Origin of the sequence: Microcoleus sp. K1-B1, from assembly GCF_036704705.1 — a bacterium.
Classification (GTDB): domain Bacteria; phylum Cyanobacteriota; class Cyanobacteriia; order Cyanobacteriales; family Microcoleaceae; genus Microcoleus.
In genome coordinates this window covers 44,082-58,399 of the sequence record NZ_JAUBSH010000043.1, presented here as the reverse complement: position 1 = coordinate 58,399, position 14,318 = coordinate 44,082, and the positions used below count along the sequence as shown (strand labels likewise).

15 protein-coding genes are annotated in these 14,318 nt (G+C 44.1%); 12 read left to right on the top strand and 3 right to left on the bottom strand.

What is annotated here, in order from left to right; translation table 11 throughout:
- Both QUA83_RS17120 and QUA83_RS17115 read left to right on the top strand, forming a co-directional pair.
- A partial coding sequence (locus tag QUA83_RS17120; protein ID WP_333294599.1) for a hypothetical protein occupies positions 1 to 239 on the top strand: 239 nt, incomplete at its 5' end.
- A gap of 113 nt (positions 240 to 352) precedes the next feature.
- Positions 353 to 1,396: an AI-2E family transporter gene (locus tag QUA83_RS17115; RefSeq protein ID WP_333294597.1), complete on the top strand. Its 1,044-nt coding sequence runs from the start codon at positions 353 to 355 to the stop codon at positions 1,394 to 1,396.
- Between the two features lie 156 nt (positions 1,397 to 1,552).
- Here QUA83_RS17115 and QUA83_RS17110 read toward each other — a convergent pair whose 3' ends face one another.
- Positions 1,553 to 2,368, bottom strand: a complete 816-nt coding sequence (locus tag QUA83_RS17110; RefSeq protein WP_333294595.1) for a cobyrinic acid a,c-diamide synthase — start codon at positions 2,366 to 2,368, stop codon at positions 1,553 to 1,555.
- 324 nt (positions 2,369 to 2,692) lie between these two features.
- On the opposite strand from QUA83_RS17110, the gene QUA83_RS17105 reads away from it, so the two are divergent.
- The 6 genes from QUA83_RS17105 to QUA83_RS17085 all read left to right on the top strand — a co-directional run bounded on the left by QUA83_RS17105 (position 2,693) and on the right by QUA83_RS17085 (position 7,051).
- A complete protein-coding gene (locus QUA83_RS17105; RefSeq protein WP_333294593.1) occupies positions 2,693 to 2,854 on the top strand; it encodes a hypothetical protein in 162 nt (53 codons plus the stop codon).
- Positions 2,823 to 3,029, top strand: a complete 207-nt coding sequence (locus tag QUA83_RS30600; RefSeq protein ID WP_445301785.1) for a Mo-dependent nitrogenase C-terminal domain-containing protein — start codon at positions 2,823 to 2,825, stop codon at positions 3,027 to 3,029. Before QUA83_RS17105 ends, QUA83_RS30600 begins: the two co-directional genes overlap by 32 nt.
- 330 nt (positions 3,030 to 3,359) lie before the next feature.
- Positions 3,360 to 4,223 carry an Npun_R2479 family HD domain-containing metalloprotein gene (locus QUA83_RS17100; protein WP_333294591.1) on the top strand — a complete coding sequence of 288 codons (864 nt, stop codon included), beginning with the start codon at positions 3,360 to 3,362 and terminating at the stop codon, positions 4,221 to 4,223.
- A 35-nt stretch (positions 4,224 to 4,258) separates the two neighbouring features.
- Complete coding sequence (locus QUA83_RS17095; RefSeq protein ID WP_333294607.1) at positions 4,259 to 4,480, top strand: PD-(D/E)XK nuclease family transposase; 222 nt, start codon at positions 4,259 to 4,261, stop codon at positions 4,478 to 4,480.
- A gap of 9 nt (positions 4,481 to 4,489) precedes the next feature.
- Positions 4,490 to 4,837, top strand: coding sequence for a hypothetical protein (locus QUA83_RS17090; RefSeq protein ID WP_333294590.1), 348 nt, complete (start codon positions 4,490 to 4,492; stop codon positions 4,835 to 4,837).
- 288 nt (positions 4,838 to 5,125) lie between these two features.
- Positions 5,126 to 7,051, top strand: coding sequence for an alpha-amylase family glycosyl hydrolase (locus tag QUA83_RS17085; RefSeq protein ID WP_333294588.1), 1,926 nt, complete (start codon positions 5,126 to 5,128; stop codon positions 7,049 to 7,051).
- A gap of 287 nt (positions 7,052 to 7,338) precedes the next feature.
- On the opposite strand, the gene QUA83_RS17080 is transcribed toward QUA83_RS17085, so the two are convergent.
- Positions 7,339 to 8,391: a glycosyltransferase family 4 protein gene (locus QUA83_RS17080; protein ID WP_333294586.1), complete on the bottom strand. Its 1,053-nt coding sequence runs from the start codon at positions 8,389 to 8,391 to the stop codon at positions 7,339 to 7,341.
- A gap of 380 nt (positions 8,392 to 8,771) precedes the next feature.
- On the opposite strand from QUA83_RS17080, the gene QUA83_RS17075 reads away from it, so the two are divergent.
- The 4 genes from QUA83_RS17075 (at position 8,772) to QUA83_RS17060 (ending at position 13,118) form a co-directional block, all read left to right on the top strand.
- A complete protein-coding gene (locus tag QUA83_RS17075) occupies positions 8,772 to 9,632 on the top strand; it encodes an inositol monophosphatase family protein (RefSeq protein WP_333294582.1) in 861 nt (286 codons plus the stop codon).
- 160 nt (positions 9,633 to 9,792) lie between these two features.
- Positions 9,793 to 10,473: a Crp/Fnr family transcriptional regulator gene (locus QUA83_RS17070; protein WP_333068980.1), complete on the top strand. Its 681-nt coding sequence runs from the start codon at positions 9,793 to 9,795 to the stop codon at positions 10,471 to 10,473.
- A complete protein-coding gene (locus QUA83_RS17065; RefSeq protein WP_333294579.1) occupies positions 10,470 to 12,395 on the top strand; it encodes a M61 family metallopeptidase in 1,926 nt (641 codons plus the stop codon). The genes QUA83_RS17070 and QUA83_RS17065 overlap by 4 nt, the downstream gene beginning before the upstream one ends.
- A 249-nt stretch (positions 12,396 to 12,644) precedes the next feature.
- Positions 12,645 to 13,118 (top strand): TerB family tellurite resistance protein, encoded by a 474-nt coding sequence (locus tag QUA83_RS17060; protein WP_333294576.1) that lies wholly within the window; start codon positions 12,645 to 12,647, stop codon positions 13,116 to 13,118.
- Between the two features lie 514 nt (positions 13,119 to 13,632).
- Here the strand turns inward: QUA83_RS17060 and QUA83_RS17055 are convergent.
- On the bottom strand, positions 13,633 to 14,163 hold the full coding sequence (locus QUA83_RS17055; protein WP_333294574.1) for a peptidoglycan-binding protein: 531 nt from the start codon (positions 14,161 to 14,163) through the stop codon (positions 13,633 to 13,635).
- Positions 14,164 to 14,318: the final 155 nt, after the last annotated feature.

The following is a 14,318-nucleotide window of genomic DNA, read 5'->3' as shown; positions in this document are numbered from 1 at the left end:
TTTTTGGGGAAGCCGTTGGTTTAAAAAATGTAAAATTATATCATTTATTGGGATATTTACAAAATCGGGATGCTCCCCTTACTCCTGCCTCAGTTCTACATCTGTTTTCTGGGGAGCATCTCAATGAAAGCAGCCCTCCGCTAGAAATTGGAGTTTTGAGAACCGAGGCTGCGAGGCTCTCTTGCTGCGAGGAAAGAGGAAGAAGGAAGGAGCCAGAAGAAGTGTTTTTACAAATATGAGATGCTCCCTTTTTCTGCCTTGAGGGGGATAGCCACACATATATCTTGGGTGCGATTCTAAAAGAGGGCTCTGCAATATTTTTGAGCTCTAATATTAACCCCTAAAAATACCTGTGAAAGAGCAAGAAAGAACCCCTCCCAATTTTTGGAATATGCTAAGCAATTTAGCCTTAGTCCGGTTTTTGCTTTTATTTGCTTCTGGTTGGGCTGGACTGCAACTTTTAGCTTACTTTGAAACAGCAGTCGCGGTTTTCACCATTGCTGCACTCGTGGCTTTTTTGCTCAACTATCCGGTGCGAACTCTCCAGAGATTTTTACCGCGAAGTTTAGCTGTCGCCTTCGTTGTCTTGCTCACCATTTTAGTTTTTGGCGGTCTCACCATCACCGTAGGGGTCGCTCTTTTATCTCAAGGACAGCAATTAATTGACAGCATGACTGAATTTGTGAATGCTCTGGCGCCTCTGTCTGAGCGCATCGAAGCATTCCTGCGGGCAAGAAACCTGCAAGTTAACCTGCGAGTTATTGAAGAACAACTGCGAAATCAAGCTTTGGCTGGAGTTGTATCGAGTATTGCTTTTTTACAAGTATTTTTAACCAATTTATTGAATTTAATATTAATTATGATAGTGGCTTCTTTCATGTTACTTGATGGAGAGAGGCTGTGGCTGTTAGTTCTCAAATTTATACCTAGACACCTGCACAGGCGTTTAAGTATAACAATAGAGAAAAACTTTTTAGGATTTTTTCAGGCACAAATCCTATTAATGTTATTTTTGACAACAGCAAGTTTTTTAATTTTTCTGCTGTTAGATGTGAAATTTCCCTTGATTTTAGCCTTTATTATCGGATTGTTTGATTTAGTTCCAGGGATCGGAGCGACGCTGGGGATTAGCTTAGTTTGTTTTATTGTATTGTCTCAAAATGTGTGGCTCTCTTTAAAAGTATTGGCAGCTTGCATTGTTTTGCAGCAAATTCAAGACAACTTTATTCATCCGAGACTCATGCAAAATTCCCTTAACCTCAATCCAGTAGTGGTATTTTTTGCACTGTTAGTCGGGGCAAGATCAGCAGGACTTTTAGGTATATTTCTGGCGATTCCGCTAGCGGGAGTGATAGTTAGCTGGTTTGACATTGAAGAAATGCAAGCGGAAGGTTAATTGATGGAGCCATCCCATTTTATATAAAATCTTGCTGAAAAATTCAGTTTTAACTGGCCGACTAGAAGTCCCATGATTCAAAAACTATCCTGTTTCCAAAGCGCAACTAAAAGTAAAGAGAAAAAAGCAACGTAGGGTACACCTTATTGCGTCAAGTTAATGAATAAATTGCAAGTCAGTAGGAAATCTTTCTTCTTCTGGTTCTGGATCATAAATGTAATCGCAGTCAAAACGCAGAGCTTGAGAGTGGCGACTGATTGAAAATCCGCAATTACTGACCATTTCTGTAGTAAAAGTTGCCATGACTAACTCAATTAGCCTTCTGTAGGAAATGTTAGGTAGTTGAACGTAATAAGTGCGTCTGGCAAAAAAGATTCTCTCATCTTTGGGGAGAATTATGCCATTAATTCTATGTGCGTGTTGAATCGGCTTGATATAGGTTTCAATAAACTGCGACTGATTTTTTTGCAGTCTCGCTAATCTTTCGTGTTGCAACCAGCTCATTTGAAACACAATTTTAATAAATTCAAAGCCCAAAATGTAGTTAAAAACATTATTGCGTTCTTCTGTACTCAAGACGAAGCGGAGTGCAGATTCTAAATATTGGTCAGTTTCTCGGCGCGATTGTTGAGCTGAGTGGATATAAAATTGTTTGATATAGCTTCTTAAATCTGATTCGTTTAATTGTTTTTTGACCCGAAATCTGATTAAATACTCTTTGACTCGGTGTAGAGTATCTACATCTTCAAACATTTTTGAGACTAAACCGTCGGCTGTATAATTATCTAAAAATTCTGCTTGCAAGTCGGGAGTAGATGCACACAATATGTAGCAGAGGGATAAGACATAGCGCCGTTGGTTCCAAGGCAAGCTTTGGGCCCATTCTTTAACTTCTGCAGGGAGTTTTTGGAGCACGGTATCGGTGTGAGGGAGTTGAGCAAGGTCGGCATATTTATGTTTTTGTTTAATCATTGCCTGAAACCTTATATTAGTAAGTATACAGAGTAGTAGATCGCAGATGATGGGAGAGGGGAGCTGCGAGGGAGGGCGGCCAGTTATTCTGTCTTATCTTATTGCCATCTATCTAAATATACATTCTGGAGGGAACAGAGGGCGTGATCTATCTCACACTTTAGCGAGTTTTAAATCACAAATACTAGCTTTTCGCATCACATTTTGCGACTGTGAGTGTCACTCATAAAACTTATTCACGTCACCGGAGCAACAGTGGGTTTCGTTGAGGATTAAGTCGGGTGATTCATAAGTTTTTGTTAGTAATGATTACTGAGATCAATCATGAACTTGACTACAAGTATTTTCCCGGAAAATCAGTGCCAAGACTTAACTTTTTGCGATCGGCTCGTGCAACAAGTGCGACAGTGGCTCGATAGCATAGCAGTAGGAGAGCTATCAGTAACTCAGTGGTGTGCTAACTTATACTCGCACGGTGTTCTGTGAGAGAGATATTCCCTTATGGGAACACCATCTTTTCTACATACCGCCTATGTGCAAGCTTAATCCTGTGTATGAGGAATTAATAGGGTTACGCTTTCGCTCGCTCTCGTTGTTGGGCGGGGTCAGCCAAAACAGATACAAGTTTCCGATAACAGTGGTGGGCAACCCAAAATTTTAGATCCTAGTTCCAACTCCCAGATGTATCTGTGGAGTAAATCTAAAATCTAAAATCGACTGAGGTATGCGGCGAAGATGTAACCCTGTACTACTGATTGAGGGGTGTCATACCTCGATCGCCCATTGATATCAATTATTTATGGGGTCTGTCGCTCTGGTAGTTGCGAGAGCCATAATTTAAGCCATAATTGTTGATAATATCAATGGATGCCTGTCGATAGGAGTGGGTATCCATCGTGGCGCTTAAGCCAAAAATAACATCAAATGGTAGCAGGAAAAACAATAACTATAAAAATAATTTAATAATCTACGTGGGTTCAGGGAAGTGAATATGTTTAACGCAACGGAACTGCTGATTAAGGCTTTTGTCAATCGCCTGATTGAAGGCTACCGCCACACTTATGGCGGGTTTAAATCTGACTATGGTGAGATTATTGCTTGGGTGGCGAGTATGGCTTTAGAAAATATTGCTAATAGCGATGCTCTTTACCATAATGTCGAACACACTATTTTAGTGACTTTGGTGGGACAAGCAATTCTGGGTGGGAAGCACATCCGCGAAGGGGGTGTTTCCTGCGAAGATTGGCTGCACTTCCACATTGCTTTGCTATGTCACGATATTGGGTATGTTAAAGGTGTTTGCCGGCAAGATAGAACAGATTTGGGACTGTATGCGACGGGAATAGGCGACCTGAAATTAACGCTGCCTCCGGGGGCGACGGATGCTAGTTTGATGCCTTATCATGTCGATCGCGGAAAAATGTTTATTGACGAGCGTTTTGGCGGTCATAAACTGATTGATGCTGAGCTGGTTAAGCATAATATTGAGCTGACTCGTTTCCCAGTTCCTGCAGATGAAGATTATCAAGATACTGTAAATTATCCGGGTTTAGTTCGGGCTGCTGATTTAATTGGTCAGTTGAGTGATCCGCGATATTTGCAAAAGATTGCGGCTCTGTTTTACGAGTTTGAGGAAATTGGGCAAAATCGGGTTTTAGGCTATCAAAATCCGGGGGAGTTGCGGGATGGTTATCCGAAGTTTTATTGGAATGTGATTTATCGGTATGTGAAGGATGCGATCGGCTATTTGGAACTGACGCAGCAGGGAAAACAAGTTGTTGCTAATTTGAGCGCAAATGTTTTTCGGGTGGAGCATTCTCAGGTGCCAGAGTCTGCGGTGGCTGTAGTTAGCTAGGGTTGGGGTAGATGTAGGGCGATCGTTCTTTTCAACTGATTCGCGGTCAAGGTTACTTTAAGTTAAAACCTGTAATTGCTTTGACAATTACAGATTTTGAAATGTTTGATCATGACCAAGAAGTAATTTATCCTTTTGTCTTCAAGGAGAAAAAGCGTTTATTTGATTATGTCGAGCCAGAGATTGAACTAATATTTATCGAATTGCCAAAATTCAATAAACAATTGGATGAGTTAGAAACTTGGAATGACAAGTAGATTTATTTTATGAAAAATGCTCCCAGCTTGGAAATAGTGCCGTCAACAATGGAAACAGTATCGGAAATACAGCAAGCCTTTGCGATTGCCAATGAAACTAATTTGAATCCAGAGGAGTTGGCAGATTTAGAAGAACGCGAAATGTTTATTCTCGATCAGCAGGGTGTCTTGCTCAAGGGAATTGAAAAAGGAATCGCACAAGGCATCGCAGAAGGCAGAGAAGAAGGAGTCGCGCTAGGAATGAAAAAAAAGGGTCTAGAAATTGCTAGGCAACTTCTCAATGTCCTTGACAATCAAACCATTAGTCAAACTACTGGTTTGAGCGTTGAAAATATCCAAAACTTGTGGCAGGAATAGAAAGGAAGGGAAAAAGTGCGATCGCACAATTAGTACACCTTTTCTCGCTACTAGGATCAGCCTGGTAGCGCAGGTTTTTGAGTCTCTGCCTCTTTGATTGAGAATGATGGCAAATATTAACTCTCATCCACATAATCCTTAAGGATGAGTCTGCCCTCTCTCTAAAGGAAGATTTCATTAAACCAGTAAATTCCGTATGATGCTGTAAAAGTCAGTCAGAGGGGAAAGCTATCTCCGACTCTAGCTCCGAATAACTGACCAATCTTACAATATAAAAAAATACATCTCATGACATCAGTCACTCCCAATCAAACTTCCTCTCAATACGAAGTTAGCGAACCAGAAGAAAAAATTGAGTCTCTGGTAGAAGAAGTTAAGCCAGAAAGCGAACTCGATTTAGAATTCCTCTACACCAGAGATATTGAATTCCGACAAGAAACAATTTATTTCATTGTAGTCGATCGCTTTTACGACGGCGACCCCGAAAATAACGAAGGCCCCAACCCAGAACTTTACGATCCAGAAGGGAAAGATTGGGGAAAATATTGGGGCGGCGACTTGCAGGGAGTTATCGACAAACTCGATTACTTAAAAGATATGGGAGTTACCGCAGTTTGGCTGACTCCACTGTTCGAGCAAGTTGAAGCATTATTTGTCGAACAAGCTGCAATTCACGGCTACTGGACTAAAGATTTTAAGCGACTAAATCCCCGCTTTATTGCCACAGGCGACAATCCTTCTATCAACCAAACACAAGAAACTAAAGATACCGTATTTGACAAATTAGTACACGAGTTGCACCAGCGAAACATGAAACTCGTGCTCGATATTGTCTGCAATCACAGCAACCCAGATTTTAGCGGTAAAAAAGGGGAACTCTACGATGACGGCGTAAAAATAGCTGACTTTAACGACGATGAAGATAACTGGTATCACCACTACGGCGAAGTCCAAAACTGGGAAGATGAATGGCAAGTCCAAAACTGCGAACTTTCTGGTTTAGCAACTTTCAACGAAAATAATATTGCCTACCGGAATTACATTAAGTCAGCAATTAAACAATGGCTGGACAGAGGTGTTGATGCTTTGCGGGTTGATACAGTCAAGCATATGCCTATTTGGTTTTGGCAGGAATTTAATGCTGACATTTTAACACACAGACCTGATGTTTTCATTTTTGGCGAATGGATTTACAGCGACCCTAGAAACGATCGTTCTGTGGAATTTGCCAACGAGTCGGGGATGACTATTTTAGATTTTGGTCTGTGTGTGGCAATTCGAGAAGTATTGGGAAAGGGTGCGGGCGCGGGATTTAAGTTAGTCCAAGATGTCCTGAATTTGGATCACCGCTACTACGGGGCGACGGAGTTGATTACTTTTATTGACAACCACGATATGCCGAGGTTTCAGTCGTTGAATCCCGATCCAGAAATGCTGAATTTGGCGATATGTTTAATTATGACGACTCGCGGCATTCCCTGCATTTATTACGGCACCGAACAGTATCTGCACGATGATACAGATGGGGGAAATGACCCGTACAACCGCCCGATGATGGAAAAGTGGGATACTGATTCGCCGATTTACCGAGCTGTGCGATTACTGTCGGGATTGCGGCGGCTGAATCCAGCTATTTCTATGGGGAGTCAGTGGCAAAAATATCTAACTCCTGACGTTTATTGTTACGTGCGCCGCTATCGCGATTCCGTGGTGTTTGTAGCGATGAATCGTGGCAATGCTGTTACAATTAAAGAGGTTGATACTGAGCTGCCTGATGGAGAGCATACGGAGGTTTTATCGCGCCGTAAGTTTGAAGTTAAAGATGGGATGCTGTACAACTTAGAGTTGGGTTCGCGGGAAGTAATGATTTTTAGCCGCGTCGGAGAGCGAGTTAAGGCGAAAACTATTGTGCGGGCGCAGCTTAACAGCGTTAGAACTCAGCCTGGGGAAAGAATTGTGGTGATTGGAGATTGTCCTGAATTGGGGAATTGGGATATTAGTAAGGGCTACCCGTTGGAGTATATCAATACTAATACTTGGTTTGGGGAAATTCCTTTTAATGAAAGTGCGGGGAAGTTGATTTCTTATAAGTATGCGCTGCTACGGGAAGGAATGTCGCCGCTGCGAGAAAATCTGGTTTGTCGCCGCTGGGTTTTAGTTTCGGAAGGGACTGTGAAATGGCGGGACAAGTGGGCGAGTGGACGGGAATCTTAATAGTTTTGATTTCGGAGTTTTGTGTGAAACAGTTTTAGGCACAGAAACCGGGTTTGATGAAAGAAAATACTTCCTTAAGGCTTTCGATTATCTTTTTAAAACTCGGTTTATTTAGTAGGTAAGTAACTGCTGTGAGATTTAATTAGGAACTGCAACTCATAATTCATGATTTTTAAAATATGACTTAGGTAATAAATAGTTGGGCTTTTTATCTATATCAGTAAGGTGTGCATTGTGCATCCTGCGAACGTGATGTAGGGTGCGCCTCGGCGCACCCTACATTATTATTAAAGCGATCGCAACTTCTGGGCTAAAACATCGACATAACGTTCGCTGCTGTGCTGGTTCACAACCCTTTCGTACCCCCGCTGCGCTTGAGATTCAGCTTCTTGAGGATTTTTTAGCAAATGGACGATCGCCTCCCGCAAAGCGGCTGCATCTCCCACATCTACCACTTTAGCAATATCCGGAGCCGCTAAATAATCGACGAGACCTTGAGTCAGAGTAATGGCGACCGGCCGCTTGCAGGCCATTGCTTCCAGTAAAGCCGTACCTCCAGCAGCATATTTATTGTCTACCAAACAAACTGCAATTACGTCTGCATCGCGGTAAAGCTGCACTAAATCTGGCCAGTCGTAGAATTTGCGGGACATATTTTCTGGCATAGTATCGGGGAAAGCTTGCGATAAAGCTTTGGCATCTTTAGAAAAACCGCTAATTTTTACGTCAACATCTAAGTCAGCAGTTGCTGCTGCTAAGAGTCGGTAGTCCCGCTTCTCTAATCCGACGCTAACAACTGTTTGCCGCTTTTTCTCGCCAGAAACTGGGCCCGGTGTGAAAAATTGGGTGTCTGTCTGTTCTAGCAGCACTAAAATGCGCGATTCAGGTATAGCTAAATAACTACGGATGAAGTTTGTTTGAGGGCGGGCGTTGACCATGAATACGTCAATTTTGTCAGCCAAACCGAATAGTTTCAGGGCGAGGCGGCCACGCGGCCGATCGATATTGTGGAAAAATACAACAATTTTCGGGCGATCGGGCAATTGGCCACACACCGCCGCCACTGGAATCCCAATGTCCTCGCCCGTACAAAATATCACGTCGTCGCTGCTGACTTGCTTGGACAACTTGCGGGCGGCGGCCCAATGTTCGGGTTTAGAAGAAATTTTTGATCGCAGCTTGTCGCTCAACGATATCGCTTCGCCATCCGGGGCGTGGACAGTGGCATTTAAGCGGTCTCTGAGGGCTCCCAGGACGTGGCGAGGGCATTTGCCGAGTTTTGCATCCTGGTCAATTCCATCTAGGTCTATTTTTCGACCTAATGCCAAATGGTATTTCAAACTATTCTCCTTATAGTTATCCTGGTGTAGGCACAAATTATCTAACCTCAGAAAATTCTATCCTCTGCTGTTGAAAATGCTAGTGTGATCTGTCAGTCAATTTTAGATTTTAGATTTTAGATTTTAGATTTTAGATTTTAAATTTTAGATTTTAGATTTTAGATTTTACTCTACAGATAAATTTGGGGGGTTCTCCTTAATGTGTAAATTTTTTTGATCTCCACCAATCCTATCTGGCGCTTGTATCGCAACGGTGCTGATGGTTAGGAAACCGGGTTTCTCGGCACCGGCGCGCAAATCCTGTACGAATCAAAAACAGTGACACGCGCCGATCAATTCCAAGGACTTAAGCTTTTATGCTGAAGTTAGCTAAAAAATTTATGTTTAACCTCATGTATATTTCTCCAGAGCAAGACCAAAAAATTCGCTACACCCTGCGCGAGTGCGGTCAAGAAGCTTACAAGCTAGCAGCCCAACCTTTTGAAGTTTCCGAGAAAGGGCCCAACGACTACGTGACGAGTATCGATCAATACCTAGACCGACAACTATCGGCAGCATTTAGCGCTTTGTTTCCTGAAGACGGCAGGATTACCGAGGAAAACAGCGCCTCCAGAGCAGCTTACCGAGCTAATTACCAGCGCCTCTGGTGCATCGATCCCCTCGACGGGACTGAAGAATTTATTCGGGGAAAACTGCACTACGCTTCGATGGTGGGGCTGCTGCTGGAAGGGGAACCGGTGGCCGGCTGGCTCTACGCCCCGGCTTTTGACCAAATGTATTTTGGCGGCAAAGATTGGGGATTGTTCCAAAGTGTGGGAACTCAAGCGCCGCAGCCGATCGCCCTATGCAAACCCCCGGCTCCGACAGCGGAAAATTGTAAAATTATTCTCGGAGACAAAGACCAGAAAAACTACGCCGAGGCGATCGCCCAAAGCATCCCCGGAGCCGAATTTTACTCGCTGGGCAGCTTTGGCTTAAAAGTGATGGAAGTTATCTTCGGTCGAGCTGGTTTGTACCTGTATCTCAACGGCAGAGTTAAAGTGTGGGATACCGCCGGCCCTCTGGCTTTAGCAAAAGCAGCCGGATTGGTTTGTTGCGACTTGCAAGGTCAACCGCTGAGGTGGAGTAAAGATGCGATCGAGCCGGAAACTCTGGCCCACACCCAGTCAATCGCGATCGGCTGGCCGGACTATATAGAACCTCTGTTGGGTAAAGTTCAACAGGCAGTGGCAGGCTTGTAAACCCGTTTAAGATTAAAGAATCTACCAATTTTACGTGAACCGGGCCTCTGCACCCTTATCATCAATTAAAGGAGCAACGGATTGTTTGTGTTCCCAAACATCGATCGTTCCCTAGCTGTTGGGTGTCGCCTAATCATATTTCCCACCTCCGCGAGTTTGCATGAAGACAGAAGCTTTCAGTGAGCTGTTCCCTCTATTTAAGGGTGCTAACCCAGAAACCTTGGGAGGGCTGCTATCAAATGCCGTCAAGCATGAGTATCCCCCAGGCCGAGCTGTGGTGATGGAGGATTCTTGGGGCAACGCGATTTACTTTGTCGTGTCTGGCTGGGTAAAAGTCCGCCGCTTGTCAAACGATCGAGCTGTATCAATGGCTATTTTAGGACGGGGTGCCTTCTTCGGCGAAATGGCCATTCTGGACGAATCTCCCCGATCGAATGACGTACTTGCTCTATCGCCCGTGCGACTTCTCAGCGTCACAGCTCAGCGATTTATCCAAACCCTGTTTAAAGACCCGCAATTGCACCACCGGATGCTGCAACTGATGGTACGGCGACTCCGCCAAACCAATCTCCGCTATCAACTCCGAAACCGCCAGCCAGCGGTTAAACTAGCAAATACTTTAGTCGAGCTGGCAGAAAACTACGGTCAGAAAACTGCTGAGGGCAAAGATATCTTCAATATTCCTTATGAAGACTTAGCTGATGTGACAGATATCACCCTAGATGAAACCAGCAAAATTATGGAAAAACTCGATAGTAAAGGTTGGATCAATATCGATCCAGACCACCAAACTATCCATTTGATCAACCTCAAGCACTTGATTAATTTGGCAAGTCAATGACTGATGTTACTTCTTTGGATACCTCGTCCGCTGCCGGCCACCGTGAGGGGCAACTAACAGCACCGACAATTCAATATTCGGTGGCGATGCCCAATCCTGAATCCCATCTCTTTGAAGTAACTTTGCGCGTGCAGGGTTGGTCGGAGCCGGTTCTGGATTTAAAAATGCCTGTCTGGACTCCCGGTTCTTACTTAATTCGAGAGTACGCCCGCCACCTGCAAGATTTTAGAGCCCAGGCGAGCGATTCCCTGCAGGATAGCTACGCCGCGCGTGCTTTACCTTGGCGCAAAAAAAGCAAAAATCACTGGCAAATCGAGACAAATTCGGTGTCAGATGTCACTGTTTTCTACCGCATTTTTGCCAACGAACTGACAGTGCGAACCAATCATTTAGACTCGACTCACGGTTATTTCAATCCGGCGGCTTTGTGCTTTTTCTTGCCCGGTTTTGAGAGCAACTGCTACACCGTAACCGTTGTGCCACCGCAGCCCGAATGGCGCACCGTTACGACTTTGCCACCTGTTTCTGAGAAAAATCTTACTTTCGCTGCTGCGGATTTTGACACTCTCGTAGACAGTCCTTTTGAGATTGGCTATCACGAAGTGTACGAGTTTGAAGTGATGGGAAAACCCCACCAGCTAGTTGTTTGGGGAAAAGGCAATTTAGAACCAGATCGCACGATTCGAGATATCCAAAAAGTGATCGAAGTCGAGGCAAAAATGTTCGGCGGTTTGCCTTACGAACGCTATGTGTTTTTCCTGCATTTGTCCGGCTCTGGTTTTGGCGGTTTGGAACACAAGGAGAGCTGCACTCTCAACTATCCGCGTTTTGGTTTTCGGGCTAAGGAAAAGTATGAACGCTTTATTCAGTTGGTAGCTCACGAGTTTTTTCACCTGTGGAATGTCAAGCGCATTCGACCGAAAGCTCTCGAAGTATTTGACTACGAAAAAGAGAATTATACTCCTTCTTTATGGTTTTCTGAAGGGACTACCAGTTATTACGATTTGGTGATTCCTTTTCGAGCGGGTCTCTACAACGTGAAAGGTTTTTTCCAAGGTATGGCTAAGGAAATTACTCGCTTGCAGACGACTGCGGGGCGGAAGGTGCAGCCTCTGGGCGAGTCGAGCTGGGATGCTTGGATTAAACTTTATCGCCGGGATGCTAACAGCGATAATTCGCAGATTTCCTATTATTTGAAAGGGGAAGTTGTTTCGTTTTTGCTCGATTTGTTGATTCGAGCCAGACACGGCAATGAGCGATCGCTCGACGATGTGATGCGTTTGATGTGGCAGCAGTTTGGCAATGCTAATGCGGCCCAAAACGGCGATTTTGACCTGAAGTCGGGAACAGACGGCAAATCGGCGCATTTAACCTCAAACGGACACTTAAATTCTCCTTCGCTGCCAGCAGAAATAGGCTTTACTCCCGAAGAGTTGCAAAGTGCGATCGAGTCCGTCGCCGGCATTGATTTGAGCGACTTTTTTGCCCGCTATATAGACGGCACAGAAGAGTTGCCTTACAACAAGTATCTGGAACCTTTCGGGCTAGAACTCACCGCAGGTGAAACTAGCGAAATACCTCGCATCGGTTGGACGTTGGGAACGGAAAACGGACGGGAAATGGTTAAATTTGTCGAAGTAGGATCTCCGGCACAATTGGCCGGAATTGATGCTGGAGACGAGTTGCTGGCGATCGAAGGTTTTCGGGTAAATGTAGAACAAGCGGGCGAGAGACTAAAAGATTTCAAGCCTGGGGATATCGTCTCCGTGACAGTTTTTCACCAAGACGAACTGCGGACTTGTCCTGTTACTCTCGCCCCGCCGCGCCCGATGCGTTACTCGATCGTGCCGGTGGAAAAGCCCACCGCTATTCAGAAACAAAACTTTACTGGATGGCTGGGAGTTCCTCTATCAAAATTGTGACATAAAAGAAGGTGAACAGGAAAGAAAAGACCAGAAAAAATCAAGCTCAATTCCCAATTCCCAATTCCCAATTCCCAATTCCGCTAGCATCCTCCTGGTAAAATTGAATCACCAGTCAATACTCAACTATCATTCAATTTTTCGACTGACAGTCAACAGTCAACAGTCAACAGTCAACAGTCAACAGTCAACAGTCAACAATAATTCCGCTTGCACCGGAATTAATATTACCAATTACCAATTTTGATTATGCAAACCCCACCTCCTCCATCAATTACGCCCCGCCAAATGAATCTGCTGAGAATTGTTGCTTCTATGGCCTGGGCTGACGGCGAACTCGCCACAGAAGAAGTTAATTTAATGCTCGATAGCTTTTGTCGTTTGTTTGCCCCAGATACCGACGGGCAACAAATGCAACAAGAACTGCGGGATTACATCATGCAAAATATCCCCCTTGACGAGTTGATCGGTCAACTAGAAACTCAAGATGAAAGGGAATTAGTCCTACAACTCGGCTATGAAGTGATTTCATCTAGTTCTCGCACTCCTGACGAACCAAAAATTAACGCTGAAGAAGCCGCAGCTTATCAAAAATTAGTGCAGTTGCTGAATCTTTCAGATGATGTGGTCAAGCGTATTGAAGCTGAAGCATCGGCGACAGATACTTCGGAGGGAATTGTCGAAAAAATGGCTCACAAATTAGAAAAGTTCATCAAAGGCTAGTTCGTGACTTGCGTGCGCTTGGCTTAAAAACCCGGTTTCTTCCTATATTTATCGTTAATAAACCTCGGATTTTTCCTAGAAACCGGGAATAAGCCTCCCATCGGTAAGTCTTGTTAGGTAAGTATCTGAATCATAATTTTCTGAGTGCAACTCTTTAGAACTAAATCAGAAGAAAAATAAACCGGATTGTGGCTCCCAATTTCCTAAGATATAGTAACAAATAAACACGGCAAAGTTAAGAATATTTTTCATCGCCAGGAACGGTAACATAATTTGCGTGAAGCGAAGCTATCCCGCAGGGAATCGCCCTTCCCGCGCGCTGCCTTACCCTTAACGAGAATTAGGGACTTAGGCAAAGCCTAAATCCCTAATTGAGCTACCGATTTTTTGCCATCACAGAAAGTGATATCCTTTCCGGTTGCATCAGAATCATCAAATCGAGTCAACAATCAACAGTCAACAGTCAACAGTCATTTCTGAGTAAAACCGGAATAGATATTAATCCAACCCGTAATTAGTGCGGTAACTTGCTGAGGGCGTGCCAAGTTCTGTAGCCGACAATTCCATCTTGCGGTAAAGCCATGCTCAGTTGCAATTGTCGCACTGCTACATCTGTCATCGGCCCGAATAATCCGTCAATGAATCCGAAATAGTATCCATTGATTTTCAAGACATTCTGAACAATTTTAACAGCATTACCAGAACTGCCCTTCATGACGATCGGCATATTCACAGGTGCACCAGAGTATAGTGCTTCCCAAGTGAGAGGGCCGACAATCCCATCTTCTTTTAAAAAGACGCGGTGTTGATAGCCTTTGACCCCGTTTTGAACTTGGACGCCGAAAATACCGTCAATCGACCCGAAATAATAACCCCAATGATATAGAAGCTGTTGTAGTTCCTTGACAGCTTGACCTGTTGAACCCCTTTGCAAAGTCGGTTTGTTTACTCCAGTGGTTTCAGCAAATGCCAGAGTTGATTGAGCAGTAGTATCGGCGACGAGAGCCATAGTTTCATTGTTCAAGCTTCTTTCTTCGGTGTACATAATGTGATTCCTCTCAATATTTAAGTTTTGGTGTTTGATATTTCAGGTATAACTGGTGGGATTTGTGGATGCACAGTCACTTTTTGGAGTGTCACTCATTTGAGTGTCACTGGTTTGAGTTACCCGTTGGTTTGTCGTAAGGAATGCAACTTGTA

Excerpts from the sequence above, each read along its gene's own strand:
- QUA83_RS17110 (WP_333294595.1), bottom strand. The coding sequence starts at position 2,368 with ATGATTAAACAAAAACATAAATATGCCGACCTTGCTCAACTCCCTCAC.
- QUA83_RS17105 (WP_333294593.1), top strand. The coding sequence starts at position 2,693 with ATGAACTTGACTACAAGTATTTTCCCGGAAAATCAGTGCCAAGACTTA.
- QUA83_RS17100 (WP_333294591.1), top strand. The coding sequence starts at position 3,360 with ATGTTTAACGCAACGGAACTGCTGATTAAGGCTTTTGTCAATCGCCTG.
- QUA83_RS17090 (WP_333294590.1), top strand. The coding sequence starts at position 4,490 with ATGAAAAATGCTCCCAGCTTGGAAATAGTGCCGTCAACAATGGAAACA.
- QUA83_RS17085 (WP_333294588.1), top strand. The coding sequence starts at position 5,126 with ATGACATCAGTCACTCCCAATCAAACTTCCTCTCAATACGAAGTTAGC.
- QUA83_RS17075 (WP_333294582.1), top strand. The coding sequence starts at position 8,772 with ATGTTTAACCTCATGTATATTTCTCCAGAGCAAGACCAAAAAATTCGC.
- QUA83_RS17070 (WP_333068980.1), top strand. The coding sequence starts at position 9,793 with ATGAAGACAGAAGCTTTCAGTGAGCTGTTCCCTCTATTTAAGGGTGCT.
- QUA83_RS17065 (WP_333294579.1), top strand. The coding sequence starts at position 10,470 with ATGACTGATGTTACTTCTTTGGATACCTCGTCCGCTGCCGGCCACCGT.
- QUA83_RS17060 (WP_333294576.1), top strand. The coding sequence starts at position 12,645 with ATGCAAACCCCACCTCCTCCATCAATTACGCCCCGCCAAATGAATCTG.
- QUA83_RS17055 (WP_333294574.1), bottom strand. The coding sequence starts at position 14,163 with ATGTACACCGAAGAAAGAAGCTTGAACAATGAAACTATGGCTCTCGTC.